The organism is Arthrobacter sp. M71 S08, from assembly GCF_059089725.1.
In genome coordinates this window covers 683,978-709,687 of record NZ_JBNHEY010000001.1, presented here as the reverse complement: position 1 = coordinate 709,687, position 25,710 = coordinate 683,978, and the positions used below count along the sequence as shown (strand labels likewise).

The following is a 25,710-nucleotide window of genomic DNA, read 5'->3' as shown; positions in this document are numbered from 1 at the left end:
TTCTGAGCGTCCGATTCAGTTGATAATCCTAGTTCACAGCCGGGGATACGCTGGGACCGTCCCACCGGTGCGCGGCGCTCAGGCGGTGACGACAGTGCCGATCCGCTCGCCCATGATGGCGCTGGTGACGTTGCCCTCACCCTCCATGCCAAAGACCACCATGGAGAGGTTGTTGTCCTTGCACATGGTCATGGCCGTCTGGTCCATCACCCGGATGTCCTGCCGCAGCGCGTCGTCGTAGGAGAGCGCGTCCAGCTTCTGGGCGCTGGGATCCTTGCGCGGGTCGGCGGTGTAGACGCCGTCCACACCGCTCTTGGCCATCAGTACGACGTCGGCGCGGACTTCCAGCGCGCGCTGGGCGGCGACCGTATCTGTGGAGAAGTACGGCAGGCCGGCGCCTGCACCGAAGATCACGACCCTGCCCTTCTCAAGGTGCCGGATCGCGCGCCGCGGGATGTAGGCTTCCGCGACCTGCCCCATGGTAATGGCGCTCTGCACCCGGGTCTCGACACCGGCCTGTTCAAGGAAGTCCTGCAGCGCCAGGCAGTTCATCACGGTGCCGAGCATGCCCATGTAGTCCGCACGTGAACGGTCCATACCGCTCTGGGACAGTTCGGCGCCGCGGAAGAAGTTTCCGCCGCCGACGACAATGGCGACTTCGACCTCGCCGATAGTCGCGGCAATCTGCTTCGCGATCCCCCGCACCATCTCGGGGTCGACGCCGAGCTTCCCGCCGCCGAAGACTTCTCCGGAAAGCTTCAACAGCACACGCCGCCTAGGGGATCCGCTCTGGCCAGCCTTATCGTATTTCTCCATGATGCCTCCCGGGGCTGTCGTGCGTGCGTTTGAATTGCTTTCTGCACTGAATGCTCAATGCAGATCGGGTGGAACTTGCCCTGCCTGGGCGTCTTCGCGGCTTCGGCGGGCAGATCTCGAATGATTGGATTGGGATCAGTCTTACAGGTTCGGTGCAGGATGTGTCACCGGACATGACGGAGGGGCGGCCACCGTGGCGACCACCCCTTCATCATCTCAAAGAAACACGGACCCGTGAGGGTCAAACAACTGTTTAGGCACCCACCCGGAAGCGAGCGAACTCCTTGGGCTCCACTCCTGCTTCCTTCAGTACCTGCGCCACAGACTTCTTGGCATCCTTGGCGAACGCCTGGTCAACCAGTACGCCCTCCTTGAAGAAGCCGGTCAGGCGACCCTCGACGATCTTGGAAAGGGCGGCCTCGGGCTTACCCTCTGCACGCGCCGTCTCGTCAGCGATGCGGCGCTCGGTCTCGACCAGCTCTGCCGGGACGTCCTCACGGGTGAGGTAGGTCGGTGAGTAGGCCGCGATGTGAACGGCGACGTCGTGTGCAGCCTCGGCTGCCGCATCTCCACTGCCTTCAACGGCGAAGAGCACGCCGACCTGCGCAGGGAGGTCCTTGGACGTCTTGTGCAGGTAGGCGTCAACGATCGCACCCTCGACGCGTGCCACGCGGCGGATGTCCACCTTCTCGCCGAGCAGTGCACCGGCTTCGATGACGTGCTCCGAGACGGCCTTGCCGTCAACGGTGTGGGCGAGCAGCGACTCGACGTCGGACGCACCGGACTCGATGGCGGCAGCAAGCACCTTGTTGGCGAATTCGATGAACGGGCCGGCCTTGGCGACGAAGTCGGTTTCGCAGTTGACCTCGACCATGACACCGACGTTGCCCTCGACCTTGGCGGCTACGAGGCCCTCGGCAGTTGAACGGCCTTCGCGCTTAGTAGCACCCTTCAGACCCTTGATGCGAATGAGCTCCATGGCCTTGTCGGCATCGCCGTTGGCCTCGTCGAGAGCCTTCTTCACGTCCATCATTCCGGCGCCGGTCCGCTCGCGGAGAGCCTTAATGTCAGCGGCAGTGTAGTTTGCCATTTGAACTCCTCAGATGTGGTTTCTCGTCAAAGATAGTTTGCGTGAAAGTTCTCCGGATCCAGGCTCCGGCACAAACGAAAGGGTGCGGGCTTTGACGTCCCGCACCCTGTCGCTGAAACTACTTGCTCTCGCCGGTTGCAGCTTCCTCAGCAGGAGCTTCTTCAGCAGCCGGTGCTTCGGCAGCGGGTGCTTCCTCGGCGGCCGGTGCTTCCGCAGCCGGTGCTTCGGCTGCCGGAGCATCCTCGGCAGGAGCGGCGCTACCCTCAAGCAGCTCACGCTCCCACTCAGCGAGCGGCTCTTCGGCTGCTGCGGCATCGTTACCGGAGGCGCGGTTGTTGCGGGCGATGAGGCCCTCGGCAACGGCGTCGGCAACAACGCGGGTCAGCAGGTTGACGGCGCGGATGGCGTCGTCGTTGCCCGGGATCGGGAAGTCGACCTCATCGGGATCGCAGTTGGTGTCGAGGATTGCGACAACCGGGATGTTAAGCTTCTTGGCCTCGTCGATCGCGAGGTGCTCCTTCTTGGTGTCGACAACCCACACGATGGACGGAGCCTTGGTGAGGTTGCGGATACCGCCCAGGTTGTTCTGAAGCTTGGTCAGCTCACGCTGGAGCAGGAGGAGTTCCTTCTTGGTGTGGCCGGAACCGGCGACATCTTCGAAGTTGATTTCCTCGAGTTCCTTCATGCGCTGGATGCGCTTGGAAACAGTCTGGAAGTTGGTGAGCATGCCTCCCAGCCAGCGCTGGTTAACGTAGGGCTGGCCAACACGGGTTGCCTGCTCGGCAATCGCTTCCTGGGCCTGCTTCTTGGTACCGACAAACAGAACGGTTCCGCCGTGCGCGACCGTTGCCTTGATGAACTCATAGGCGCGGTCGATGTAGGACAGCGACTGCTGCAGGTCAATGATGTAGATTCCGTTGCGCTCCGTGAAAATGAAGCGCTTCATCTTCGGGTTCCAGCGACGGGTCTGGTGGCCGAAGTGGACGCCGCTGTCAAGCAGCTGGCGCATGGTAACGACTGGCATGTCGTTCCTTTCGTAGGGCAGCACAGGCATTGCTGTGTTCTGCCGGTTTGACGGTTGATATCCCGCGGACGACGCGGGGTCCTGGCGTCCGTCAGCCGAGTGGCTCACTCCTCCGACCGGATTCCTCCGGACCGCTGGAGCAGTGTTCCCGGACACGCGCCCGCTGCTGAAAGTTCAACGATGGGCTGCCCGAGAATCAAGACGCGCGTAGTCAGTTTCCCGACGCTCGGCGCACCAATAAGGAACTTTATGGCACGACAGCATACGGAGAACTGCTTCACCAAGTGTACTACAGCCGGTACCCGCTCCCGACTGGTGCCACGGGCCCCTCCCCTGCTCCACAGGCGACCGAAAACGCTGGGTGTGTCCACATACGCGGACGACGACGGTCGCTCACCACCGACGCAGAGCACAGTAAGGGAGTGACTGCTCTACAGAACGCGTTCCAGCGACCGGCCATCGTAGTCGGCGTGGGTCTCCTCATCTCTCTGACTCCGCCGGCGACCGCCTCCTCAACGGCCGAAGGGCAGTGGGAATGGCCCCTGGGCGGCACCCCGCCGGTGTTGAGGCATTTCGACCGGCCGCCGGAACGGTGGATGGCCGGGCATCGCGGCGTTGATCTCGGCGCCGCGGACGGCGTGATTCTCAGTCCGACCGAGGGCGTAGTGGTGTTCATCGGTACTGTGGTGGACCGGCCGGTGCTGACGATCGACCATGGCGACGGCTTCCTGTCCAGCTTCGAACCGGTGACCGCCTCGGTTGCGGAGGGTGACACCGTGCAGGCCGGGCAGGAGGTCGGGCGCATCAGCACCGAACCTCACTGTCCCAGCCTGTGTGTGCACTGGGGTGTGCGTGAAAACGGGGAGTACGTCAATCCGCTCCCCTTCGTCTCCGACCGGCGCCCTTCTGTACTGCTTCCCCTGACGGACCCGGAGTGAACCGCAGACCTAGACGAAGGCGGCAATACCCGTGATCGCGCGCCCCGTAACCAGCGAGTTGATTTCGTACGTCCCCTCGTAGGAATAGACGGCTTCTGCATCAGCGAAAATCTTGGCCATCTCATAGTCGGTGACAATGCCATTGCCTCCGAGGATGCTGCGGCCCAGGGCGACGGTTTCCCGCATGCGGGCGGTGGTGAAAGCCTTGGCGAGAGCTGACTGCTCGTCGCGTGCACCGCCGTCGTCGGCCAGCTGGGCGAGACGCACCATCATGCCGAGGGAGCTGACGGTATTACCCAGCATCTCGACCAGCTGCTGCTGGATGAGCTGGAAAGACGCGAGCGGGCGGCCGAACTGCTGGCGCTCCACGGCATACCGGCGGGCGACATCAAATGCTGCCAACTGCTGCCCTACGGCCTGCCACGCCACAGAAAGCCTCGTGATGCGCAGTACCTTATTCGTGTCCTTGAAGCTGTTGGCGCCGGTGAGCCGGTAGTCGTCGCTGATCTGGAGTCCCTCCAGCAGAATGTCGGCGTTCTCCACCGTTCGCAGCGCGGTCTTGTTTTCGATCTTCGCAGCCTTGTAACCCGGCAGCGAGGTATCGACCATGAAGCCTTTGACCTGGTTGTCGGCGACGTCGCGGGCGTAGATGACTACCCAGTCAGAGAAGGTCGCGTTGCCGATCCAGCGTTTCGCGCCGTTGAGGACCCACCCGTCTCCGTTGCGCTCCGCCGTTGTCCGCGTGCCGCCGGCAACGTCCGAACCACCCAGTGGTTCGGTGAGACCGAAAGCGCCGATCTTCTTCATCGCGTAGATGTCCGGGAGCCACTCCGCCTGCTGCTCGGGCGAGGCGAGCGTCTCGATGGAACCGGTGAACAGCCCGTCATGGACTCCCATGAAGGTCGCGATGGAGGTATCCGCCCGGGTGAACTCGGCGTGGAGCAGGCCGGCGAAGAGATTCGAGTACCCGAGCCGCTTCACGGGAGAGACGATATCCAGCTCCGCGATCCGCGGGATCAACTCTGTCGGGAATACTCCGGCGTTCCACCATCGCGATGCGTGCGGGCGCACCTCCTGTGCGAGCCACTCCCGGACCTCACGGAGCCGGTTCCGCTCCTCGGGGGCGAGCAGCTGCTCGAAGAAGTAGAAGTCGCCGTCAGCATACGGCAGATTGTCAGCGTCGAGAGCGGGTCCACCCATGAACGTTCCTCACCATCAGTCAGCCGACGCGCACCTGCGCCGGCGCAGTCCGCGCCCTCGTGGCGCACACATCTGTTCCTATGTTACCCGTGAGTAACTTCTGCTGCCAGTCATCCGGTGACACGGAAGAACCCCGGCCCTGGAGGACCGGGGTTCTTCGCTTATCTGTAGGGCTGGTGGGGCTTGAACCCACGACAAACGGATTATGAGTCCGCTGCTCTAACCGGCTGAGCTACAGCCCCGCAGCACCGATAACTCATCGGCGCAATCCATTCTAGTCACGACTGCGGCGGTGAATCAGGCGGGCTAGACCGTTTCAGCCTCGTAGGACCGGCCGAGGTAAAGATTCTCGAACGTTGCGAGGGTGGTGTCTATGCTGTGCTTCTCGACCATGGAGCGGCTCATCTTGCCCATCCGCTCGCGCTCAGCCTCGGGCATGGACACGATTTCCGTGAGCCGCCGAGCCAGTTCTACGCTGTCGTGCGGCGTGAACAGGTACCCGTTGGCACCCTCTTCCACAAGGTGCGGCAGAGCCATTGCATTTGCCAGCAACACCGGCGTGGAAGCGGACATTGCCTCGAGCGTGACGAGTGATTGCAATTCAGCGGTGCCGGGCTGGCAGAAGACAGTTGCCCGCAGATAGGCCTGGCGCAGCTGCTCATCGTCGATGAGCCCGTGGAACTTCACGCGGTGCTCCAACCCCAGCCGCTTCGCCTGGGCCTGCAGCGCGGGCTTCACTTCGCCCCCGCCGACGATCTCCAGATGCAGGTTCAGCTCCTTGGGTGTCTTCGCCACGGCGTCGATGAGCACGTCCACATGCTTTTCTTCAGCGAGGCGGCCCACGAACAAAACGATCGGATAATCCGGACGCTCAATCCGCTCCCCCGGCCTGGCCTCATACGCTGCCGCATCAATACCGTTCGACAGCGGCAGGACCTTGCGGAGGAAAGCGTGCTCGTGCATTGCCTTGGCGGCAAGCGGAGTGGGGGTGGTGACGACGTCGGCCTTCCCCATCACCCTGCCCATGTCGCGCCAGGAGTTCCTGGCAACAATGTTCTTGAACCACTGCGGGAACGGCAGGAACGGGTTCAGGTTCTCCGGCATGAAGTGGTTGGTGGCGACCACACGGATACCGCGCTTCACCGCCTCATAGAGGGCATACTCACCGACCATGTAGTGGCACTGGATGTGCACGACGTCGGGCTGCACCCGGTCGAAGAGCATGCTGATCTCACGCTTGATCTCCCAGGGCAGGCAGATTCGCCAGTACTCGTGCGTGGGAACCGAGTGCGAGCGGAGACGGTGCACCGTCCAGTCGCCTCCCGGCTCCGTGAAGCTCTTGCCGTCCTTGGCATTGGCGGCCAGGACATGGACGTTGTGACCGCGTGCGGTCATGCCCTTGGCCAGCCGGTACCCGAACTGGGCCGCCCCGTTCACGTGCGGCGGGTAGGTATCTGCGGCGATGAGGATGGTCAGCGGCGCATCTGCTGCCGTATCAGTCACGAAGTAGTCCTCGGGTTGGCAACGGTGGGCGAAGTCACCGGCGTTACCGCCGTCGTGCTTCTTTCTGGCGCTTGACCACATCCGGATGGTGGCGCGACAGGGCTATTACTCCAACAATAGCAACGATGGCGGCCGCACCCATGGCAATTGCGATCACTGATTCAACGTGTGGCTGGAGTTCTCCCAGCACGGCTATGCCGACGGCGATTCCCACGATCGGATCGACCACGGTCAGGCCTGCGATCACGAGGTCGGGCGGTCCTGTTGCGTAGGCGCTCTGCACAAACCATGAGCCAAGCCCCGCCGCCGCGATGATGGCGATCACGCTGTAGAGGGGAACGTTCAGGAAGAACCGTCCGTTCGGATCGAGCAGGTGCGTGGCGATGATCTTGGTCAGCACGGCCACGAAACCGAAGAGCACGCCGGCCCCGAGAATGTAGGCGAACGCGCTGAGCCGCCGCTTGAAGAAAGCCGCGAGGGTGCCGAACACGGCGACAGCGATGCTCAGCAGCAGGACCGCTGTCAGTTCCTGGTCAGGCAGGACGACGTGGTTCTTGCGCGTCACGTTGAGGGCAAGCACTACGAACAATGCGCTTCCTGTGACGCACAGGGAGATTGCGACGACGGTGGCCCGGTTGATCCGCACGCCCTGGTCCCTGGAGTTCACGATCGTGGTGATGACCAGCGCGATAGCCCCGATGGGCTGCACGACGGTGAGGCTGGCCAGACTGAGCGCGATGACGTTGCACACGATTCCGGCGCCGAGCAGGATCAGCCCGAGGATCCACCGGGGATTGCGCAGCAAGCGCATGAACCCGGTGGAGTTCAGTGACAGGCCACCGGTGTTTGAGCGTACGGCGCTGCCCTGGCGCTGGGCGCCGTACGCGAGGAAGCATGCGCCGAGCAGCGCCAGGAAGACCGCTACCCAGGCCATGTGCCTGCTCTCATCATCCGGTGCGCTCCTGCCGGTACAGGCGGTGGGCCGCGATGAAGTACCCGAAGAACGCGATGAGGTGACCGATGCAGCCAAGAATCAGCAGCGTGCTGGAGGTGATCGCCAGCCACTGCTGGTCGAATCCCTCGACGCGCTGCAGGAGCAGAAGCGGAGCTCCGACGAGCAGCAGCGCGGTCCGGATCTTGCCGATGGTTGACACCGGCAGGGACAACCGTCCGCGGAAGAGAATCAGCGCATTGATGATGAGGATGACGTCTGGAATCACGATGGCCAACACCAGCCAGATGGGCGCAACCCCGTCCACCACGAAGGTCACGGCAACGACAATCAGGGCTGTCCGGTCCGCCAACGGATCCAGCCATTTGCCGATCGCGGAGACCTGCCCCAACCGGCGGGCCACATAACCGTCAATCCAGTCCGTAGATCCGAGCAGCACCAGGGTGATCACAGCGGCTGCATACTGACTCTGCACGATGAACAGGACAAAGAGTGGGACTCCCAGGAACCGGACCACGGTGATGATGTTGGGCACAGTCCAGAAGGTGTTCAACTCGTCAGGAGCCCGCCCAGGCTTTCCCCCGGCGCCAATAAGTCTGATCACTGTCCCTCCGCTCCCATTATGCAGGCAGGGACGCATTTACCCGGCAGCGGACGGCGCGCCCCAAACAGGGGTGCGACTCTTATTTTTCGACGAGCCGGCGCACCATCACCGCGATTGCAGCGGCGGAAGCGGCGACGACGCTGAGCGGCTTCCACCGGTCGGCGAGGGTCTGGTTGTAGCGCGGATTGTGGCGCGCCGGGACGTGGGCTGCCCGCGGGGAAATGCTTTCAGTGCGCCGGGCATCGCGGGCGTGGACCGCTGACGACTTCGCATGCGCGGCAGCGGTACGCGCCCGTGAGGTTGTGCGGTTGAACTGCGACTTGAAGTCCAGTTCGCGGCCCAGATGGTCGCGCGTTTCGGCGATGTGGTCGCGGCGGCGCCCGGAGCGGCTGCGGAGCTCGGTGTACGACGGCGTCGGCGGCTTGGGCTCCCCGGTTTCCTTGTGCTTGGCCTTCTTTTCCTCGGCAGGCTTCTTGACGTCGAGCGTCGCCGGGTTGAACTTGCGCCCTTCCTTGAGCACCCCGATGTCATACCGGACCCCGCGGATGGCATCCTCGGGCAGGAGCGGCAGCGCCTTCTTGAACCGGGTGAAGCCCATCAGACCCGCGATCGCCGCAATGATGAGGAACAGCGCAGCGAAACACAACGCCGCGAGCCAGGCGGGCATGACCGTTGCGAGGCCCATGATCGCCGCAACAATGAGGGCAACAGCCAGGAAAGCAACAAAAACAAGCGCTACAGCGAAGAAAGCCGCTGCAACGCCTGCGGTAATGCCCTTTTGCTTGAGCTGCTCGCGGGCAAGTGAGACTTCATCGCCGAGCTGACGCGGGGTCAGCCGCAACAGCAATCTGATGAGGCCGATTGCCGACGGTGTACCACTGGACCGATTTACCCGCGTGCTGGTCGAGCTCTCCATATGCCCTGCTCCCATCCGTTCATCCTGCGCAACAGTCCCAAAATTACCACCGACGCATATTTCTCGCCCGCGTGCGTCGAACACCGCTTTCAGCGGCAACCAGTTCGTCCCGGTCTTCCGGCTGACCCACGGGAACCCAAGCGTGACGATGACGTTGAAGATCCAGTTCACCATGGTGGCCACGCCGTGGGCGATGGAACGCACCCGGTTCGGGAACATTTCTCCGAGCGTCGTCTCCGGACGGCTGATAGAATTGATTCGCCGTGGCAACCACCATGCTGTGTTCAGCGGCTCTCCAAAATTCCCCGCCTGCAGAGTCGCAGTGCAATTTCCCCGCATCCGCACACGCGCCAGTTAGGTATCTGTTGAGCACCATCACGCACCCCGGTGACGCCCTCACCCGGCGAGGGAAGCTGATCTACGTTGTCATTCTTGGCACCCTGACTGCCCTCGGCCCGTTCACCATCGACCTGTACCTGCCCGCGTTCCCTGCGCTGCAGGATGACCTCGGCGTCTCTGAAGCGGCTGTGCAGCTCACCCTGACCGGGACGATCGTGGGGTTCGCGGCGGGCCAGTTGCTCGTGGGACCGCTGAGCGACAAGGTGGGCAGGCGGCTTCCGCTGATCGCTGCCACCGCCCTGCACGTCGTCGCCTCCCTGGGCGCGGCACTGTCGACCGACATCGGCATGCTCATGATCTTCCGGGTGTTGCAGGGCGTCGGAGCCGCCGGTGGCGGCGTGGTCGCCATGGCAATGATCCGTGACCTCTTCAGCGGTTACCCGCTGGTCCGCATGCTCTCCTATATGGCGCTGGTGAACGGCATGGCGCCCATCTTCGCGCCGGTCATCGGATCCCAGTTGCTGGTGGTGATGCCGTGGCCCGGGATCTTCTGGTTCCTCGCTGCGTACGGGTTCCTGGTGATCCTCGCCGTCTCGTTGTTCATTATCGAGACGCTGCCTGCGGACCGGCGGAAGGCGTCGACATCCACCGCGCTTCAGCGGTACCGCGCGGTTCTGACCGACCGGATCTTCATCGGGATCCTGCTGGTCGGCGGCATGAACTTCTCCGGCCTGTTCTCTTACCTCTCGGCGTCCCCGTTCCTGTTCCAGGACGTGTATGGACTTGATCCGCAACAGTACGGACTGCTTTTCGCTGTGAACTCGCTCGGCATCGTCGCGGCCGTACAGACCAGTGCACGCATTGTCCGCAGAGTGGGTCCACAGTGGATCATTGCCTGCTCCACAGTAGCGATGCTCGCGATGGCCATGCTGATGATTCTCTTCGACTACCTGGAGCTGGGTTTCTGGGGTACAGCAGTTCCGCTCTGGTTCTACATCGCGGCGGCGGGCTTCACCTTCCCGTGCGTACAGGTGCTCGCATTGGCCAACCACGGCGCCCAGGCCGGCACGGCGGCGTCGCTCCTAGGAGCGACGACCTTCGGGCTCGCCGGGGTGATCTCACCCATCGTCGGTGTCCTCGGCATTGCTTCAGCGACACCCATGGCCGCGGTCATGGCGGCGTGCATCGCCCTTGGAATCGTGTTCCTCTGGACAATCGTCCGGCCACGCACCGTACCCGCCCTGCGCTAGCTGGGGATCCCCGGCACGCAGCTACCCAGCGGCGGTCACCGCTCCTGGCCGGCGCGCTCTGCCGTGCGCGTGATGTTGCGGGCCATTGCAGCGAAGACCACGCCGTGGAACGGCAACACACTGAGCCAGTAGAGCCTGCCGGCTAGGCCGCGGGGGAAGAAGACGGCGCGCTGGCGGTACTCGCTGGCGCTGCCGTCGGGCACTACTGACAGCTCAAGCCATGCCCGCCCGGGAAGCTTCATCTCAGCCCGCAGTCGCAGCTTTTCGCCGCGCACCAACTCCTCGACCCGCCAGAAGTCCAGGGCCTCGCCCGCCATCAGCTCCGAGGAGTGCCTTCGTCCGCGGCGCAGACCGACGCCGCCCGCCACCTTGTCCAGCCAGCCCCGCGCTGCCCAGGCGACGGGCCAGGAGTACCACCCGTTTTCCCCGCCAATGCCCTCGATCACTTTCCAGACCGCTGGGGCAGGTGCGTCCGAGTGGAGGGTGCGCTCGTCCTTGAAAACGGTATGGCCGGCCCACTGAGGGTCGGACGGAAGTGGGTCGGCGACTGCGTCGCGCAGTGAAGCTCCCGCCCAGCTCGTCTCCACTTCACCGGCACTCATCTTGTTGAGGGCAAGGTCGACGGCCCTGCGGTAGTCCGTGAGGCCGCCGTCCGGTCGCGGCAGGTAGTCATGGATGTCCGCTTCGGCGGTGATGGCGTCGTGCTGGAGGGATTCGATCAATGGCATCGCCATGGCACGCGGAATGGGGGTAACGAGATTCACCCAGTGCCCCGCCAGGCGTGGCGTGAGGACCGGTAGCGCGAGAACGGTCCGCCGGGGCAGGCCGGCCGCTTCTGCGTAGCGCTTCATCATGTCCGCGTACGTCAGCACGTCACCTGAGCCGATGTCGAAGGTGCGGTTGAGCCCTTCGGGAAGGCCGAGGGCGCTGAGCAGGTAGTGGATCACGTCGCGTACGGCGATGGGTTCGATGCGGTTCAGCACCCACTTCGGGGCCGGCATCACCGGGAGAACATCGGCCAGGTGACGGATCATTTCGAACGACGCGGAGCCGGAACCGATCACGACCCCGGCCTGGAAGGCAACGGTGGGAACTCCGGAGGCCAGCAGCGCATCCCCCACCGCAACGCGGGAACGCATGTGGGTCGAAAGCTCGACGCCCTGCGGGTGCAGACCGCCCAGGTAGACGATGCGCCGGACGGAAGCATGCGCAGCTGCCCCGGCGACGGTCGCGACAATCTGCGCCTCCCGCTCATCGAACCCGCGTCCGGATCCCATGGAGTGAACGAGGTAGTACAGCGTGGAAACGCCCTCACACGCACGGTTCATGGTGTCGGCGTCCTGAAGGTCGCCTTCAATGACCTCCACCTGCGCGGCCCACGGCACGTCCCTCAGCTTCTGCGGCGACCGCACAACAACGCGGACCCGTCGGCCTTCCTCCAGCAGCCGTGAGACCAGGCGGCCTCCGATGTAACCGGTGGCGCCCGTAACAAGGACAAGTTCATCTGCACGCATGGGGCAAGAGTAGTGCCCTAGCCTGAACGACCGATGGGAAGGGGGACCAGGGTTCTCCGGGGCAACGGACAGGCGGTTGCCCTGGCGCGTCAGCGGGTCCCCGCGCCTGCGACGGATCGAGCGACGGGTACCCGTGCGGCACCCGGGAACTGGAAGAGTACGCGCAGTGGGGTACGCATGAGGAAGTCATACGCGACGAGCGAGCCGGCAGTGATTATGACAGTCAGCACAGGGACGGCAACGGCGTTCAGGACGGGAAGTGACTGACTCAAGACACCCTGCGCGCCGCCTGTCCACACGAACGCTCCTCCGACGAGGCTCAGCAGGACGGGGTGCATCAGGTAGATGGGCAGCGTTCTCGCCGCCATATACCTTGCGGCGTTGCGGACCAGCCGATAGCGGGTTGCCCAGACGGACAGGGTTATTGCACAGATGAGTCCGGTGATAGTGATCGTGATACTCAACGGGAGTTCAGTGTCACGAATGTAGATGAGGTAGGTCAGTGCGGCATAGATTGCTGCCGCTCCCAGTATCAACCGGGAGGAGCTGGCCTCGGCTATCCGTTTGATCGTCGTTCCCGCGAAGCATCCAAGGAAATACCACAGTGCGAAGTTGGCTAGACGGACAATATTCACCGCCAGCTCATCAGGTACGAAGCCCGGAATATAACTGCCGATCGCTGATTGCACGCTGAGCAGGACCAGCGCACCGAGCGTGGCGAGCGACGCGACCGGGCGAAGCACTTTGGCGAGCGCGAAGAAAGCGACCAGGACCGGCAGGAACCAGTACGCTGTGCCTCCCTGCGGTATGGTCCCCAGGCTGAACTGTGTATACCCGAGGGGATCGTCGGGCTGGTACGCGAATCCGGCGACTCCGGCGAAGATGAGGCTCCATAAGAGATAGGGCCAGAGGATGTCGGCGAACCGGGAGCGCCAGGACGCCTTCCAGGGCCGCAGGATTGCGCCGGAGGCCAGCATCCCCGCTACGAGGAAGAACAGCGGCATCCGAATGGGAAGCAGCATCCGGCAGGCCTCCCGCCAGGCGGCCAGTGCGAAGCTTTCCGTTCCGGGGAACAGGAAATCGACGCCTGTGATACTGACGTGATAAAGCACCACGAGCACGATCGCTACAGCTTTGGCGACATCAACCCAGTGCAGCCGCTCGCGACCTGTGACGAGCGGCGCTGCCGGATGGCTTAGGCGTTGCGACACGTGAGATCCTCCCCCTATGAACATGAGAAAGGCTCCTGACCTACGAAACCGCAGGTCAGGAGCCTATTTGCTCCCCCGACTGGACTTGAACCAGTAACCCTTCGATTAACAGTCGAATGCTCTGCCAATTGAGCTACGGGGGAAAGCAGCAGGAACAACTTTACATAGGAAAACCGGGGAAGTGAAATTGAGCGGCCGCTAGTCGGAGCGCAGCGCGCGGCGTTCCATTTCGAGCTCCATCAACTCCCGGTTCAGCTGCTGGAACAGAGCCGGATCGGCTGACGGATCGAGCCGCTGCAGCGCACTCAGCTTCTCCGCCTTGAGGCGGGTGATCCGCAGCTCCGAGAGCCTGTTGAGGATGTCCCGGCAGTACATGGTCAGCGCGTCGGCGTCCTTGGCCGGCAGCGGGGTCACCGCCAGCTCGCTTACATAACCCCGCAGCATCTCCGGGACTTCCTGGCGCACCCGTTCCACCCAGTTCGACGCCGAGCCCGGCCCATCCGTACCACCGGTTCCGGCTGCCCGCACAGCGTCGTGCAGGGCGGCATATGCGGGAACGGAGAACCGGGAATGCGCGAACCGTTCCCATTGGCTCTCATCCAGCAACTGCGGATATTGCAGGACCACCTCGAGCGCCTCGCGCTCCATGCGCGCTACCGGATCGTGGGGGTCCGGACGGCGGAACTGCGGTACGTCCTCAGCGCGTTCCTGGCCCCCCTGGTTGTTGGGAAAATTGGCCGTACCGTCGTGCGGCCCGCCTGGCTGCGCGTCCGGAGTTCCTGCACGACGCCGGCCGTCACCCTGGGAGCCGTTGTTCCCCCGGAAACCCTGGTTCCCCTGGTTCCCCTGGTTCCCCTGGTTCCCTTGGGGACCCTGGCTGCCCTGTCTGCCCTGCGTGCCTTGTCCATCCTGTGCCGGCTGCGCTGCCCGCTTCGCTGCGGACGTCACCGCACGAGCCACCTGGTCCTCGCCAACGAACTGCATCCCGAGCCAGCGGGAAAGCTCCCGGGTGTAGACGGATCTCAGGGATACGTCGCGGATATTGGCCACGATCGGCGCAGCGTGCCGGAGTGCTTTCATCTGCCCCTCGCCGGTGGAGAGATCGAATTGGTCGAAGGATGCCTTGATTGCGAACTCGAACAGCGGGCGGCGCGTGCTGATGAGATCCTGTACCGCCTGATCCCCGGCGCTCTGCCGGAGTTCGCACGGGTCAGCTCCGCCTGCGCCGACGGCGACGTAGGTCTGTGCGTTGAATCTCTGGTCTTCCTCGAAGGCCCGCAGCGCTGCCTTCTGCCCGGCGGCGTCACCGTCGAAGGTGAAAATGACCTCTCCCCCGGTGCCGTCGTCGGACAGGAGCCTCCGCGCGATCTTGATGTGCTCGGCTCCGAAGGCTGTACCGCAGGTTGCCACGGCGGTGCCCACCCGGGCCAGATGGCATGCCATGACGTCGGTGTAGCCCTCCACCACCACGAGTTGACGGGATTTGGCGATCTCCCGCTTGGCGAGGTCGATCCCATAGAGTACCTGGGACTTCTTGTAGAGGGTGGTCTCCGGAGTGTTCAGGTACTTCGGGCCGGGGTCATCCTCGTACAGCTTGCGCGCCCCGAACCCCACGGTATCTCCGGTGATGTCCCGGATAGGCCACATCAACCGTCCGCGGAAACGGTCGTAGAGCCTGCCTGCGTTGTTGGACGACACGCTGAACATGCCGGTCAGCTTCAGCTCATCCAGTGTGAACCCGCGGCCAGTCAGGTGATTGAGCAACCCGTCCCAGCCCTGGGGCGCGTAGCCGACGCCGAAATGCTCGGCGGCCGCCCGGTCGAAGCCTCGCTCCTGCAGGAAGGCGCGCCCGGTGGCGGCCTCGGGAGTCAGGAGCTGGTCGCGGTAGAACTCCGCGGCAATCTTGTGGGCGTCGAGCAGGCGTTGCCGTTTCCCCGCGTCCTCACGCCGGGGCCCGGTGCCGCCGTCTTCATAACGGAGCTCGAAACCGATGCGCGCCGCCAGTTTTTCGACTGTCTCGGCGAAGGAGGTGTGGTCCATCTTCTGCACGAAGGAGATGACATCGCCGCCCTCACCGCACCCGAAGCAGTGGTAGGAGCCCATGTGCGGACGGACATGGAACGACGGCGACCGCTCGTCATGGAAGGGACAGAGCCCCTTCCAGGAACCCACGCCCGCGGACTTCAGGGTGACGTAGCCGTCCACCACTTCCTTGATGTCCGTGCGCTGGCGGACCTCATCGATATCTTCACGCTTGATGAGTCCGGCCATGCCATCCAGTCTAGGTGTTGGGTACCTGCTCGCGCCGTCGGGGTCGCCTTGCCTGTGGGCCCGCTACCAGAGCGCAGGAACGGGGCCGACAACCCTCTCGTGCAGGGCAAGCGCGGACGCGTCCGTAAGGGAGGCGACCTGGTCAATCACCACGCGGAGCCGGGAATCATCGTCCTCAGCCTCGCGCCAATCGGCCGCGAACATGGGCTCGAGGTAGCGGTCCCCGGCTGCAGCCATCTGCTGCACGAGGGACGACAGCACTTCGCGTTGGCGTTCGTAAATGGGCTGGCGGTGGACGCTCGTCATCACGTAGGTGGTGGCCAGGCCCTTCATGACCGCGATCTCGGTGACCGTGTCCTCCGGGACCACCATCTCCGCTGCGTACCGGGTAAGAGGGTCGGTGCCGTAGATCCCCCGGGTGGTCTCCAGGGCGCTCAGGCAGAAGCGTCCGATGAGCTGGCTGGTCATGTTCTTCAGCGCGGCCATGGCCTTGCGGCTGCCGTCAGCCTCACGGACCCACACGTCCGTCGCCTCCAGACGCGCCAGGGCGGCGTCAACGGCGGCCGGGTCCGAGTGCGGCAGGTACCACTGCTGCGTATACCCGACGACGCGCGCGCGGTGGTCCGGGTTGTCCATCCACTTCAGTTGGAAGTGCCCGGCGACGATGGCGTCTTCGACGTCATGGACCGAGTAGGAGATGTCGTCGGCGAGGTCCATCACCTGCGCTTCGAGGCAGGACCGCCCGGCCGGCGCTCCCTGCCGCAGCCAGGCGAAAACGGGCAGATCGTCTTCGTAAGAACCGAATTTGGAGGTGCGGTGGCCGTGAATGACCGGGGCATCCGTGGCCGCCCACGGGTACTTGCAAGCAGCGTCAAGGCTGGCGCGGGTGAGGTTGAGCCCTGCGGGAGTGCCGTCGGCTCGGATGACCTTCGGCTCCAGCCGGGTGAGCAGCCGGAGGGTCTGGGCGTTGCCCTCGAAGCCCCCGATGGAGTGTGCAAGATCGTTGAGGGTAGCCTCACCGTTGTGCCCGAACGGTGGATGTCCGAGATCGTGGGACAGACAGGCGGCGTCAACAATGTCGGGGTCACACCCGAGCGACCGCCCCAATTCGCGCCCCACCTGGGCCACCTCGAGGCTGTGCGTCAGCCGGGTTCGAACGAAGTCGTCGGTATCGGGTGCAACGACCTGCGTCTTCGCACCCAGCCGACGCAGCGCTGAGGAGTGCAGCACGCGGGCACGGTCACGCTCGAAGTGCGTGCGGTGGAGGCTCTTGGGCGCCTCATCGACCCAGCGCTGCATGTCAGCGTCCGTGTAGCCGGGAGTGATCGGCGACTGACGGCCCGGGTACTCATTGGGTTTGCTACGCCCGTTGCGTTCATTGCTCATGTTGCGCACGTACTCCCCTGCCCTATCCACCGGATACGTTCACTTCCGCGGCGGCGATGTCCGCCTGCTGCGCGGGGTTCAGTTGCCGCGCTTCCAGCCACCGGTCCGGCAGCGAGGTGCGCTTGGGCGAGCCGGCCCGCCCGCGCGGACCCTCGGCGTCGGCTCCGGGGTACGGCGACGTGCGGTCCAACTGGTCAAGCAGACTCCGCAGCACCTCGAGCGTCGGAACCGTGGCGAGCGCGGCGCGCAGGTCGCCACCCACCACATAACCCTTGAAATACCAGGCCATGTGCTTGCGGATGTCGCGCAACGCCATCATCTCGTTGCCGAACGTGTCGACCAGCAGTTCCGCGTGCCGGTATACCGTGTCGGCCACCTGGCCGAGGCCCGGACGGTGGCGCTCGTCTTTGCCTTCGAAAGCGTTCATGAGATCACCGAACAACCAGGGCCTGCCCTGGCATCCCCGTCCGATGACGACGCCGTCGACGCCGGTCTGCTGCACCATTCTGATGGCGTCTTCGGCACTCCAGATATCGCCGTTACCGAGCACCGGGATGTCCGGCAGTGCTTCGCGCAGTTCCGCGATAGCGTTCCAGTCGGCCTTGCCCGAGTAGAACTGCGACGCCGTACGCCCGTGGAGCGCGACGGCGGCCACACCGGCGTCGCGCGCGATCTTGCCCGCCTCCCGGAAGGTCAGATGATCCTCGTCGATGCCCTTGCGCATCTTGATGGTCAGCGGGATATCCCCCCGCGAGGCTTCCCGTACCGCCGTCTGCACAATTTCTGTGAAGAGGTCGGTTTTCCAGGGCAGCGCCGCCCCACCGCCCTTCCGGGTAACCTTCGGGACGGGGCAGCCGAAGTTCAGGTCGATGTGATCGGCGCGGTCTTCCTCCACGAGTATGCGCACGGCGGCGCCGACTGTCTTGGGATCCACACCGTACAGCTGGACGGACCGGACCTTCTCGTCGTCGTCGTGGGAGATAATGCGCAAGGACTCGGGGTTGCGTTCAACCAGCGCGCGCGACGTCACCATCTCCGAGACGTACAGGCCGCCGCCGTACTCGCGGCAAAGCCGTCGGAACGCTGTATTGGTGATGCCGGCCATGGGAGCGAGAACCACCGGGGTGTTAACGGTTATCCCGCCCAGGCGCAGCGGCGGCAGGTCGAGCCGCGTGGCGGTAGATGTTGGTGCAATGCTCACCCGTCCATTGTCGCAAGACGGGGCAAATCGAGGGCCGGGCGTCAGCGCTGCCGGTGTTCGCGTAACTCGCGGCGACTCGGCGGGGCACCGGCCGGAACACTCACAGCACCGTTACCCCGTGCCTCGCCGGAATCCTCGGCAGCGAGCACGGCGGGGGTTGGTTCGTCGTCGGACTCGGTCGCGGAACCGCGCGCCGGGACGTCGATGCCGACCGCCTTGACCACCAGAACGGCGATCAGCGTGGTGACCGGGATGGCGAGAACAAGCCCGATCGACCCGACCAGGGTGCGCACCACCTCCTCGACGAGCTCGCCGCTGGTCAGTGTGCCCACCAGCGAACTGTCCTGCAGCGACACCAGAATCAGCAGGGGCAGGGCGGCACCCGCGTAGGCGAAGGCAATGGTGTACACGGTTGAGGCGATGTGGTCCCGGCCGATCCGCATGGCACCGGCGAACAGTCGACGCGTGGAAGTCCCCGGCGCCAGCTCGTACAGTTCCCAGACCGCGGAGGACTGCGTGATCGTCACGTCGTTGAGCACACCGAGCCCGGAGATGATCAGCCCGCAGAGAATGATCCCGGAGAGCGAGACCTCCGGCGCAGCGTTGATGAGGGCGCTGGAACTTTCGCTGCCGACGCCGGTGAGGTTCGCTGTGTCGGTCGCCCAAGCAGCCAACAGCGCGGTGATCGCCAGCCCGAAGATCGTCCCGAGCAACGCCGTCGAGGTACGCGCTGAAAACCCGTGCGCAAAGTAGAGGACGCCGAACATGATCACCACGGAACCGACCAGCCCCAGCAGCAGCGGCGGCTTACCCTCGACAAGTCCCGGCAGCATGAACTGCGCCAGCACGATCAGCGCACCAACCAGCCCGACGATCGCGCGCAGCCCGCGCCACCGGGCAACAGAAACAACGACGACGGCGTAGAGGACCGCAAGCGCAGCGACCGGGAGGGTGCGGACGAAGTCCACAAAGATGTACGGGGCGCCCGCGCCGCTGATGACCCCTTCCAGGTTGAGGTAGCGGATGGAATCGCCTGCTTCGACCTGCCCGGACCGGGCGATTTCCGGGTTGAGTTCCACCGGCACGGTGGAGCCCCCGGCGTGGGGCTGGGTGTGGGCAACCAGACACTGCTGTGCCTCGCCGCCTGCATCCACGGTCGGCTGGGAGGATGGGCAGTCCTCAAGGACCACGCGCTGCACCGTTCCCACGTCCATGGAGGTGCCCGGCGCCGTGGCGAGCGGGTTGGCGGCCGTGATGTCGGCCGTATCGGCGCTGGGCCACAGCATGAGCATTCCGATGAGCGTGATGATGCCGAGCGGGACAAGTATAGCGGCGAGGAGAAAATTCGCCCGCCGGCGCGTTGCCTTCAGGGCGGCGTTCTCCTCCGAGCTGAGGGAGGAAGTCGTCGAGTCCGGCGGATGGATATGGCTGTGGCCCACAACTCGCCCCTTGCTGTCGGTGTACTGCTGGCAGGATGGAGACCGCCATCCGCTGCGCGATTCCCCAGAGGATTCTACGCAGTCGCGTGATGGACCAGCTTCGCCCAGCCATTGGAGGGACGCGGTTGGAAATCGACGCCGAGATGGATGGAGGGTGGCTGAATGGCGAAGGAACGGTTCAGCGAGGCTGATGAGGGTGCGGTCGGTGCGATCGCGCACGCGCCGGAGGTGATGGTCCGGACGGCCGCCACTCCTGTCCGGGGCGTTGCTCTGGTGTTGCACGGCGGTCGCGCCAACAGCTTCGAGCCGGTGCGGTCGCGGCATCTGAGCCCGGCGCGCATGGTCCCGTTCGGGCGCCTGCTGCACTCGTGGGGCTCGGCTGCCGGCCTTGAGACCTGGAGTCTGCGTAACCGCGTGCGTGGGTGGAACGGCGAGCACATGTCCCCGCTGCACGACGCGAGGTGGGCACTGGAACAGATCCGTGACCGACGGCCCGGCCTGCCCGTGTACCTGCTGGGGCACTCAATGGGCGGCCTTACTGCACTGTGCGCGGCGGACGACCCGCAGGTGCGCGCGGTGGTCGCCCTTGCTCCATGGGTGGACTGCACAACACCCACCCGGCAATTGGCCGGACGCCGTGTACTGATTGCCCACGGCGACGCCGACCGCTGGACATCACCCCGCCAGTCCCTGCGTTACGCACAGCGGATCCAGCGCATCGCCGACGACGTCCGCTACGTAACGCTCACAGGGGCGGGCCACTTCATGCTCACGAAGGTCTCCGTGTGGCACGAACTCAGCGCGTCATACCTTCTGGACAGTTTCTCGCGCGACACCGGCGCCACCGTGAACCCGAGGCACCTGCGCCGGGCGACCGAACTCCTCGCCCAGCCGGCCCCGCTCGGCGTGACACTGTGATTTCTCCTTAGTCGCTGACAACCCGAGTCTCGGCCACGACCTCGGCTGAACCGGTGGCCAGAAGCGGATCCAGCACCTCCACCAGTGCGGCCATCGAGTCATCGACCTCCACCTGGACCGGGTACTGATACACAAGCATCGCCAGAAGGGATGCCACCGCGGCACTCTGCTCGCTGGGCTGCAGGGTCGGGTCGTATCCGATCAGCACATCAGCCGGGGCGTCCGTCCGGCTCTGCGTGTAGCTGAGCGCAAAAGCGGCGATTGTGCCACCCCGGTTCTTCGGCCGATCACGAAGCACCACTGCTCCACCGGCACCGGCCGTGTCGGCGAGCAGGAACTGCTGCGCCTGCCCAAGCGTCATGTCGGCGGGATCCCAGGCATGCACCGCGTTGTACCACTCGGTTACGGCCTGTGTGAGTTCAACGGAACCGGTGGCGGCTTCCTCAAGCTGCGGGCCGTCGTCGTCGGTGAAGTCCGGAACGGCGAGTGCGCCGGGAGCGACCTCGATGACCCGGGAGCGCTGGATCTCGCGGAGACCGGCGGCCTCGGCGAAGGCTGCGCCGTCCGAACCGGGAACAACTTTTGCCCGTAGCGTGGACACGCCCGACGGCGTCTGGGCAGCTTCATTGCGAAGCATCCCCAGGATCGTGGCGCCGATTCCCGCACGTCGATGGTCCATGCCGACCTCGACGTAGGCCCAGAGCCGCTGGTTGTGCAGCTTCGGCTCGAAGACATAGCCGGCGGCGACTGGCACGGCAACCGGGCCGACTGCGTCCTCGGCAACGATGCAGCGCAACCACGGGGAATCGGACGAGGGCCGGAACACTGCCCGTGACTGCTCGGCCTGCGGGTTCCCCGGGCCGCCCCACAGCTGCAGGAGTTCGAGATCATCCCCATCGCGCCAGGGGCGGTACTGGATGGCCACTTACGCGCCCACCAGCCGCTGGGCGAGGTAGCCTTCGACCTTGTCGAGGGAGACCCGCTCCTGCGTCATGCTGTCCCGTTCGCGGATGGTCACCGCCTGGTCCTCCAGCGTGTCGAAGTCCACGGTGATGCAGAAAGGTGTGCCGATTTCGTCCTGGCGGCGGTAACGGCGGCCGATGGCGCCGGCGTCGTCGAAGTCGATGTTCCAGTTCTTGCGCAGCTGCGCTCCCAGATCTTTCGCCTTCGGCGAAAGGTCCTCGTTGCGGCTGAGGGGAAGCACGGCAGCCTTCACCGGGGCGAGCCGGGGATCGAGCTTGAGCACGGTGCGCTTGTCCACGCCGCCCTTTGCGTTCGGAGCCTCATCTTCGGCGTACGAGTCCACAAGGAAGGCCATGAAGGAACGCGTCAGCCCGGCGGCGGGCTCAATGACGTACGGGGTGTACCGCTCATTGGTCCCCTGGTTGAAGTAGCTCAGGTCGGTGCCCGAGTGCTTCGAGTGAGTGGAGAGGTCGAAGTCCGTGCGGTTGGCGATGCCCTCAAGCTCGCCCCATTCCGAGCCCTGGAACCCGAAGCGGTACTCGATGTCCGTGGTGCCCTTGGAATAGTGGCTCAGCTTCTCCTGCGGGTGGACGAAGAGGCGCAGGTTGTCCGGGTTGATGCCCAGCCCTGTGTACCAATCGAAGCGTTCCTTGATCCAGTACTCGTGCCATTCATCGTCCGTGCCGGGCTCCACGAAAAACTCCATCTCCATCTGCTCGAACTCACGGGTGCGGAAGATGAAGTTTCCGGGCGTAATTTCGTTGCGGAAGCTCTTGCCGATCTGGCCGATGCCGAACGGGGGCTTTTTCCGGGAGGTGGTGAGCACGTTGTTGAAGTTCACGAAGATGCCCTGGGCGGTTTCGGGCCGCAGATAGTGCAGGCCTTCCTCGTTGGCGACGGGGCCGAGGAAGGTCTTGAGCAGTCCGGAGAACTCCTGCGGCTCAGTCCACTGGCCACGGGTACCGCAGTTGGCACAGGCGATGTCGGCCAGGCCGTTCTCCGCGGGCCGGCCCTTCTTTTCCTCGTACTCTTCCTCGAGGTGGTCCGCACGGTAGCGCTTGTGGCAGGAGAGGCACTCAACCAGCGGGTCGGAGAACACCTCGACGTGGCCGGATGCCTCCCATACCTGGCGGGGAAGGATGACCGAGGAATCAAGGCCGACGACGTCCTCGCGACCGCGAACCATGGACTGCCACCACTGGCGCTTGATGTTTTCCTTCAGCTCGGCTCCGAGGGGGCCGTAGTCCCAGGCGGACCGGGAACCGCCGTAGATTTCACCGGCCTGGAAAACGAAGCCGCGCCGCTTGGCGAGGGAAATGATTGGGTCCAGGGCGGAAGCCTGCTTGGCCACGATGAATGCCATCCTCTACATGTTTGGACAGGCCGCTGGGTGCGGTCGTCGATGTGCCCGCCGGGCAGCGCAGCAGGCGGGATCAAGCGCGAACTGCTGCACGGAACCGGGCGGGCGAAGCTACCACCTTAGCCTACCGAAACCTCCGACGACGGCTCCCGCGAGCGGGGGCTGACCTGCGGTAAGCGGGACGCTGCCTTCCGTAATGAAGCCGAAGGAAGGTCTCGCCTCCCATACTGGTAGGGGTGTGACCTGTCAGGTCACACCCCTAGCTGAGTTTCCGGCACCACTCTGGGTGTCGAGTATGGAGGAGGACGCACCATGGCAGGAATCGTAATTGTGGGAGTCGATGGAAGTGACACCGCATACAGGGCCGCTTCTCGGGCCGCTGATCTGGCCGGGGGCCTTGGTGCCGAGCTCGTTGTGCTCAGTGCCCACACCACGGACAACACCGAGGTTGTGAAAATCGGCAGCGAGACGTACATTCTCGATGATGCGGAGCGTGCGCTGTCGATGGCCGGAGAGGTTGCGGAGCGGTTGCGTGAACAACATTCCGGTGTGACGATCCGCCCCGCTGCCCGGCGCGGCAAGCCTCAGGACGCGCTGATCGAGGAAGCGGACCGTTCCGGCGCCCAACTGTTGGTGGTGGGCAACGTCGGTGTGAAAGGACTTGGCCGCGTCCTGGGCAGCGTCGCAAGCAGTGTTGTGCACAAGGCACCGTGCGACGTACTGGTCGTGCGGACCGCTTCCTGATCCGACGCCGCCCCAGGACTCCGGCGGTGGGCTGAAGAAAGTGCTCAGCCTACCGCCGGTTGAGGATGCCGCGGATCATTCCACCTACTCCGCCTCCGGAACCGCCGCGGTTGACTCCGCCCCTTCCGGTTCCCATTCCGCCGGTGCGCGGAGTGCGGCGAGTCGTTCCCCCGGACCTGCCTCCGGCACGGCCCGTTACGCTCCTGATGATATTGCTCAGTCCCATGAGAATCTCCTTTGCCTAGAACTATCCCCACCTCGGGACTTCTGACCTTACGCGCCTCGGCAGCGGTTATCTACAGGCGAGCTACCGGCCAGTAAGGTTCTCTTGACGCGGCAGGAGAAGTGTCCATAGATTGAGCGGACCCCCTGGGGCGTGATCCGCGTCACAGGGGGTTCGAGCGCCTGCGACCGCAGGCGCACCTTTGCGACAGAAGGAACAACGGTGATCCCAAACGCTCTACTAAAGCGCGCCCATTTTGGGCGAGCATCGCTTGCATTTCTCGGCGGAATTGCCCTCGTTGCCACCGGCGGGCTGGCAGCAACCGCAGGACCAACCCATGACAACAGCAACAACAACACCTCCCAAAAGCTGCGCACCGCCGTCTCGGTGGACCGCGTGGTGGGCCACCTCGACGCGCTCGACGCGATCGCCCTGTCCAACGGCGGAACCCGGGTGTCCGGGACACAGGGCTACAACGACTCCGTGGACTACGTGGTGGGGAAACTTCGGGCGGCCGGATACTCCCCCGTCGTGCAATCGTTCACCTTTCCCTATTTCCAGGAGCTCAGTCCTTCGGTTCTCGCACAGACGAGCCCGGACTCCCAGGTGTACTCCGCTGATTCCTTCGCAACCATGACCTATTCGGGGGCAGGAAGCGCGACCGGCGCGATCACCACGGTCGACACCACCGGCGCCGTCGGCGCCACCAACACCAGCGGCTGCGAATCCTCCGACTTCACCGGTTTCGCAGCCGGATCAATCGCACTGGTGCAGCGCGGCAGCTGCTCCTTCGCGCAGAAGGCCAGCAATGCTGAAGCAGCCGGGGCCACTGCCGTTGTCATCTTCAACACCGGACTGCCGGGAAGCACCGGACCGATCGCCGGCACGCTCAGCGCTCCGGGGATCGGCATACCCGTACTCGGTGCGAGCTACGAGGTAGGCACTGCCCTGATGGGCGACAACGTCACGGGGCAGGTCATTACGGACACCATCTCGGAGAACCGGGAGACCTACAACGTGCTCGCCGAGACCGCGAACGGCAACGCCAACAACGTGGTGATGGTCGGCGCGCACCTGGACAGCGTCCTGGCCGGTCCCGGCATCAACGACAACGGCACGGGAAGCGCCGCTATCCTTGCGGTCGCGGAATCGATGCGGAAGGTTGAGACCGCCAACAAGGTCCGCTTCGCCTGGTGGGGCGCAGAGGAGCATGGACTCCTCGGCGCACACCACTATGTGAATGACCTCGCGGCATCCGGAGAACTGGCCAAGGTAGGCCTGTACCTGAACTTCGACATGATCGGCTCAGCGAACTTCGGCCGCTTCGTCTACGACGGCGACAACTCCGCCTTCCCGGTCGGGCCGGGCGCAGCCGCCGGGCCGGCCGGATCCGGCCAGATTGAGCAGGACTTCCACGATTACTTCGCGTCGGTTGGCCTGCCCTCGGGTGAGACCGCATTCAGCGGCAGGAGCGATTACGGACCGTTCATCGCCCAGGGCATCCCGGCCGGTGGACTCTTCACCGGCGCCGAAGGCATCAAGACCGAGGAACAGGCTCAACTGTTCGGTGGCGTTGCCGGAGTTTCCTACGATTCCTGCTACCACGCTGCATGCGATGACACAGGTAACGTCAGCATCGAATCACTGGATCAGATGAGCGATGCAATTGCTCACCTGACACTCACCTACGCAATGAACACCACGGCCGTGAATGGCGTCGGAGACGACGTGAAAGGTAACTTCAAGCAGGGCGGCAGCTTCCAGGGCAACCCCCTTGGCGGCGGTACAGAAAGCGGTGGCGGCCTCCATCCGGAGCACGACCACGATCACGAGCTGGCAGACCGGTAA

Annotated in this window: 22 protein-coding genes and 2 tRNA genes; 5 read left to right on the top strand and 19 right to left on the bottom strand. The window is 64.5% G+C overall.

What is annotated here, in order from left to right:
- Positions 1–78: 78 nt before the first annotated feature.
- The 3 genes from pyrH to rpsB all read right to left on the bottom strand — a co-directional run bounded on the left by pyrH (position 79) and on the right by rpsB (position 2,930).
- Positions 79–816: a UMP kinase gene (gene pyrH, locus AC5RTB_RS03275; RefSeq protein ID WP_494059632.1), complete on the bottom strand. Its 738-nt coding sequence runs from the start codon at positions 814–816 to the stop codon at positions 79–81.
- 253 nt (positions 817–1,069) lie between these two features.
- Positions 1,070–1,906: a translation elongation factor Ts gene (gene tsf, locus AC5RTB_RS03270; protein ID WP_494059631.1), complete on the bottom strand. Its 837-nt coding sequence runs from the start codon at positions 1,904–1,906 to the stop codon at positions 1,070–1,072.
- Between the two features lie 118 nt (positions 1,907–2,024).
- Positions 2,025–2,930: a 30S ribosomal protein S2 gene (gene rpsB, locus AC5RTB_RS03265; protein ID WP_494059630.1), complete on the bottom strand. Its 906-nt coding sequence runs from the start codon at positions 2,928–2,930 to the stop codon at positions 2,025–2,027.
- Positions 2,931–3,352: 422 nt separating this feature from the next.
- Here rpsB and AC5RTB_RS03260 point away from each other — a divergent pair, with 422 nt between their 5' ends.
- A complete protein-coding gene (locus AC5RTB_RS03260; protein WP_494059629.1) occupies positions 3,353–3,868 on the top strand; it encodes a M23 family metallopeptidase in 516 nt (171 codons plus the stop codon).
- A gap of 9 nt (positions 3,869–3,877) precedes the next feature.
- Here AC5RTB_RS03260 and AC5RTB_RS03255 read toward each other — a convergent pair whose 3' ends face one another.
- From AC5RTB_RS03255 to AC5RTB_RS03230, 6 genes are all read right to left on the bottom strand, one after another.
- Entirely contained in the window at positions 3,878–5,068 is a 1,191-nt protein-coding gene (locus AC5RTB_RS03255; RefSeq protein ID WP_494059628.1) for an acyl-CoA dehydrogenase family protein, read from the bottom strand.
- A gap of 168 nt (positions 5,069–5,236) precedes the next feature.
- A tRNA-Ile gene (locus tag AC5RTB_RS03250) sits at positions 5,237–5,310 on the bottom strand.
- Positions 5,311–5,374: 64 nt separating this feature from the next.
- Positions 5,375–6,571, bottom strand: a complete 1,197-nt coding sequence (locus tag AC5RTB_RS03245; protein WP_494059627.1) for a glycosyltransferase — start codon at positions 6,569–6,571, stop codon at positions 5,375–5,377.
- 43 nt (positions 6,572–6,614) lie between these two features.
- Positions 6,615–7,505, bottom strand: coding sequence for a DMT family transporter (locus AC5RTB_RS03240; protein WP_494059626.1), 891 nt, complete (start codon positions 7,503–7,505; stop codon positions 6,615–6,617).
- 13 nt (positions 7,506–7,518) lie between these two features.
- Entirely contained in the window at positions 7,519–8,127 is a 609-nt protein-coding gene (locus AC5RTB_RS03235) for a CDP-alcohol phosphatidyltransferase family protein (RefSeq protein ID WP_494059625.1), read from the bottom strand.
- Between the two features lie 79 nt (positions 8,128–8,206).
- Positions 8,207–9,262 (bottom strand): phage holin family protein, encoded by a 1,056-nt coding sequence (locus tag AC5RTB_RS03230; protein WP_494059624.1) that lies wholly within the window; start codon positions 9,260–9,262, stop codon positions 8,207–8,209.
- Positions 9,263–9,408: 146 nt separating this feature from the next.
- Between AC5RTB_RS03230 and AC5RTB_RS03225 the strand changes: the two genes are divergently transcribed.
- Positions 9,409–10,632 (top strand): multidrug effflux MFS transporter, encoded by a 1,224-nt coding sequence (locus AC5RTB_RS03225; protein WP_494059623.1) that lies wholly within the window; start codon positions 9,409–9,411, stop codon positions 10,630–10,632.
- Positions 10,633–10,667: 35 nt separating this feature from the next.
- On the opposite strand, the gene AC5RTB_RS03220 is transcribed toward AC5RTB_RS03225, so the two are convergent.
- From AC5RTB_RS03220 to AC5RTB_RS03190, 7 genes are all read right to left on the bottom strand, one after another.
- The gene (locus AC5RTB_RS03220; protein ID WP_494059622.1) at positions 10,668–12,146 is read right to left on the bottom strand and encodes an SDR family oxidoreductase; all 1,479 of its coding nucleotides are present in this window, start codon (positions 12,144–12,146) and stop codon (positions 10,668–10,670) included.
- An 89-nt stretch (positions 12,147–12,235) separates the two neighbouring features.
- A complete protein-coding gene (locus tag AC5RTB_RS03215; RefSeq protein ID WP_494059621.1) occupies positions 12,236–13,357 on the bottom strand; it encodes an acyltransferase family protein in 1,122 nt (373 codons plus the stop codon).
- Positions 13,358–13,427: 70 nt separating this feature from the next.
- Positions 13,428–13,500, bottom strand: a tRNA-Asn gene (locus AC5RTB_RS03210).
- 55 nt (positions 13,501–13,555) lie between these two features.
- Positions 13,556–15,628 carry a DNA primase gene (gene dnaG / locus AC5RTB_RS03205; RefSeq protein ID WP_494059620.1) on the bottom strand — a complete coding sequence of 691 codons (2,073 nt, stop codon included), beginning with the start codon at positions 15,626–15,628 and terminating at the stop codon, positions 13,556–13,558.
- A 63-nt stretch (positions 15,629–15,691) separates the two neighbouring features.
- Positions 15,692–17,014, bottom strand: a complete 1,323-nt coding sequence (locus AC5RTB_RS03200; protein ID WP_494059619.1) for a deoxyguanosinetriphosphate triphosphohydrolase — start codon at positions 17,012–17,014, stop codon at positions 15,692–15,694.
- 22 nt (positions 17,015–17,036) lie between these two features.
- Positions 17,037–18,215, bottom strand: coding sequence for a tRNA dihydrouridine synthase DusB (gene dusB / locus AC5RTB_RS03195; protein WP_494059618.1), 1,179 nt, complete (start codon positions 18,213–18,215; stop codon positions 17,037–17,039).
- Positions 18,216–18,256: 41 nt separating this feature from the next.
- Complete coding sequence (locus tag AC5RTB_RS03190) at positions 18,257–19,654, bottom strand: YibE/F family protein (RefSeq protein WP_494059617.1); 1,398 nt, start codon at positions 19,652–19,654, stop codon at positions 18,257–18,259.
- Between the two features lie 162 nt (positions 19,655–19,816).
- On the opposite strand from AC5RTB_RS03190, the gene AC5RTB_RS03185 reads away from it, so the two are divergent.
- Positions 19,817–20,572: an alpha/beta hydrolase gene (locus AC5RTB_RS03185; RefSeq protein ID WP_494059616.1), complete on the top strand. Its 756-nt coding sequence runs from the start codon at positions 19,817–19,819 to the stop codon at positions 20,570–20,572.
- Between the two features lie 7 nt (positions 20,573–20,579).
- On the opposite strand, the gene AC5RTB_RS03180 is transcribed toward AC5RTB_RS03185, so the two are convergent.
- Entirely contained in the window at positions 20,580–21,497 is a 918-nt protein-coding gene (locus AC5RTB_RS03180; RefSeq protein ID WP_494059615.1) for a GNAT family N-acetyltransferase, read from the bottom strand.
- Positions 21,498–22,898 carry a glycine--tRNA ligase gene (locus AC5RTB_RS03175; protein WP_494059614.1) on the bottom strand — a complete coding sequence of 467 codons (1,401 nt, stop codon included), beginning with the start codon at positions 22,896–22,898 and terminating at the stop codon, positions 21,498–21,500. It abuts the gene before it with no gap.
- 309 nt (positions 22,899–23,207) lie between these two features.
- On the opposite strand from AC5RTB_RS03175, the gene AC5RTB_RS03170 reads away from it, so the two are divergent.
- A complete protein-coding gene (locus tag AC5RTB_RS03170) occupies positions 23,208–23,639 on the top strand; it encodes a universal stress protein (protein ID WP_494059613.1) in 432 nt (143 codons plus the stop codon).
- A gap of 49 nt (positions 23,640–23,688) precedes the next feature.
- Here AC5RTB_RS03170 and AC5RTB_RS03165 read toward each other — a convergent pair whose 3' ends face one another.
- Complete coding sequence (locus AC5RTB_RS03165) at positions 23,689–23,865, bottom strand: hypothetical protein (protein WP_494059612.1); 177 nt, start codon at positions 23,863–23,865, stop codon at positions 23,689–23,691.
- 219 nt (positions 23,866–24,084) lie between these two features.
- Between AC5RTB_RS03165 and AC5RTB_RS03160 the strand changes: the two genes are divergently transcribed.
- Positions 24,085–25,710: a M28 family peptidase gene (locus tag AC5RTB_RS03160; protein ID WP_494059611.1), complete on the top strand. Its 1,626-nt coding sequence runs from the start codon at positions 24,085–24,087 to the stop codon at positions 25,708–25,710.

Excerpts from the sequence above, each read along its gene's own strand:
- pyrH (WP_494059632.1), bottom strand. The coding sequence starts at position 816 with ATGGAGAAATACGATAAGGCTGGCCAGAGCGGATCCCCTAGGCGGCGT.
- tsf (WP_494059631.1), bottom strand. The coding sequence starts at position 1,906 with ATGGCAAACTACACTGCCGCTGACATTAAGGCTCTCCGCGAGCGGACC.
- rpsB (WP_494059630.1), bottom strand. The coding sequence starts at position 2,930 with ATGCCAGTCGTTACCATGCGCCAGCTGCTTGACAGCGGCGTCCACTTC.
- AC5RTB_RS03255 (WP_494059628.1), bottom strand. The coding sequence starts at position 5,068 with ATGGGTGGACCCGCTCTCGACGCTGACAATCTGCCGTATGCTGACGGC.
- AC5RTB_RS03240 (WP_494059626.1), bottom strand. The coding sequence starts at position 7,505 with ATGGCCTGGGTAGCGGTCTTCCTGGCGCTGCTCGGCGCATGCTTCCTC.
- AC5RTB_RS03230 (WP_494059624.1), bottom strand. The coding sequence starts at position 9,262 with ATGTTCCCGAACCGGGTGCGTTCCATCGCCCACGGCGTGGCCACCATG.
- AC5RTB_RS03220 (WP_494059622.1), bottom strand. The coding sequence starts at position 12,146 with ATGCGTGCAGATGAACTTGTCCTTGTTACGGGCGCCACCGGTTACATC.
- dnaG (WP_494059620.1), bottom strand. The coding sequence starts at position 15,628 with ATGGCCGGACTCATCAAGCGTGAAGATATCGATGAGGTCCGCCAGCGC.
- AC5RTB_RS03200 (WP_494059619.1), bottom strand. The coding sequence starts at position 17,014 with ATGAGCAATGAACGCAACGGGCGTAGCAAACCCAATGAGTACCCGGGC.
- AC5RTB_RS03185 (WP_494059616.1), top strand. The coding sequence starts at position 19,817 with ATGGCGAAGGAACGGTTCAGCGAGGCTGATGAGGGTGCGGTCGGTGCG.
- AC5RTB_RS03175 (WP_494059614.1), bottom strand. The coding sequence starts at position 22,898 with ATGGCATTCATCGTGGCCAAGCAGGCTTCCGCCCTGGACCCAATCATT.
- AC5RTB_RS03170 (WP_494059613.1), top strand. The coding sequence starts at position 23,208 with ATGGCAGGAATCGTAATTGTGGGAGTCGATGGAAGTGACACCGCATAC.
- AC5RTB_RS03165 (WP_494059612.1), bottom strand. The coding sequence starts at position 23,865 with ATGGGACTGAGCAATATCATCAGGAGCGTAACGGGCCGTGCCGGAGGC.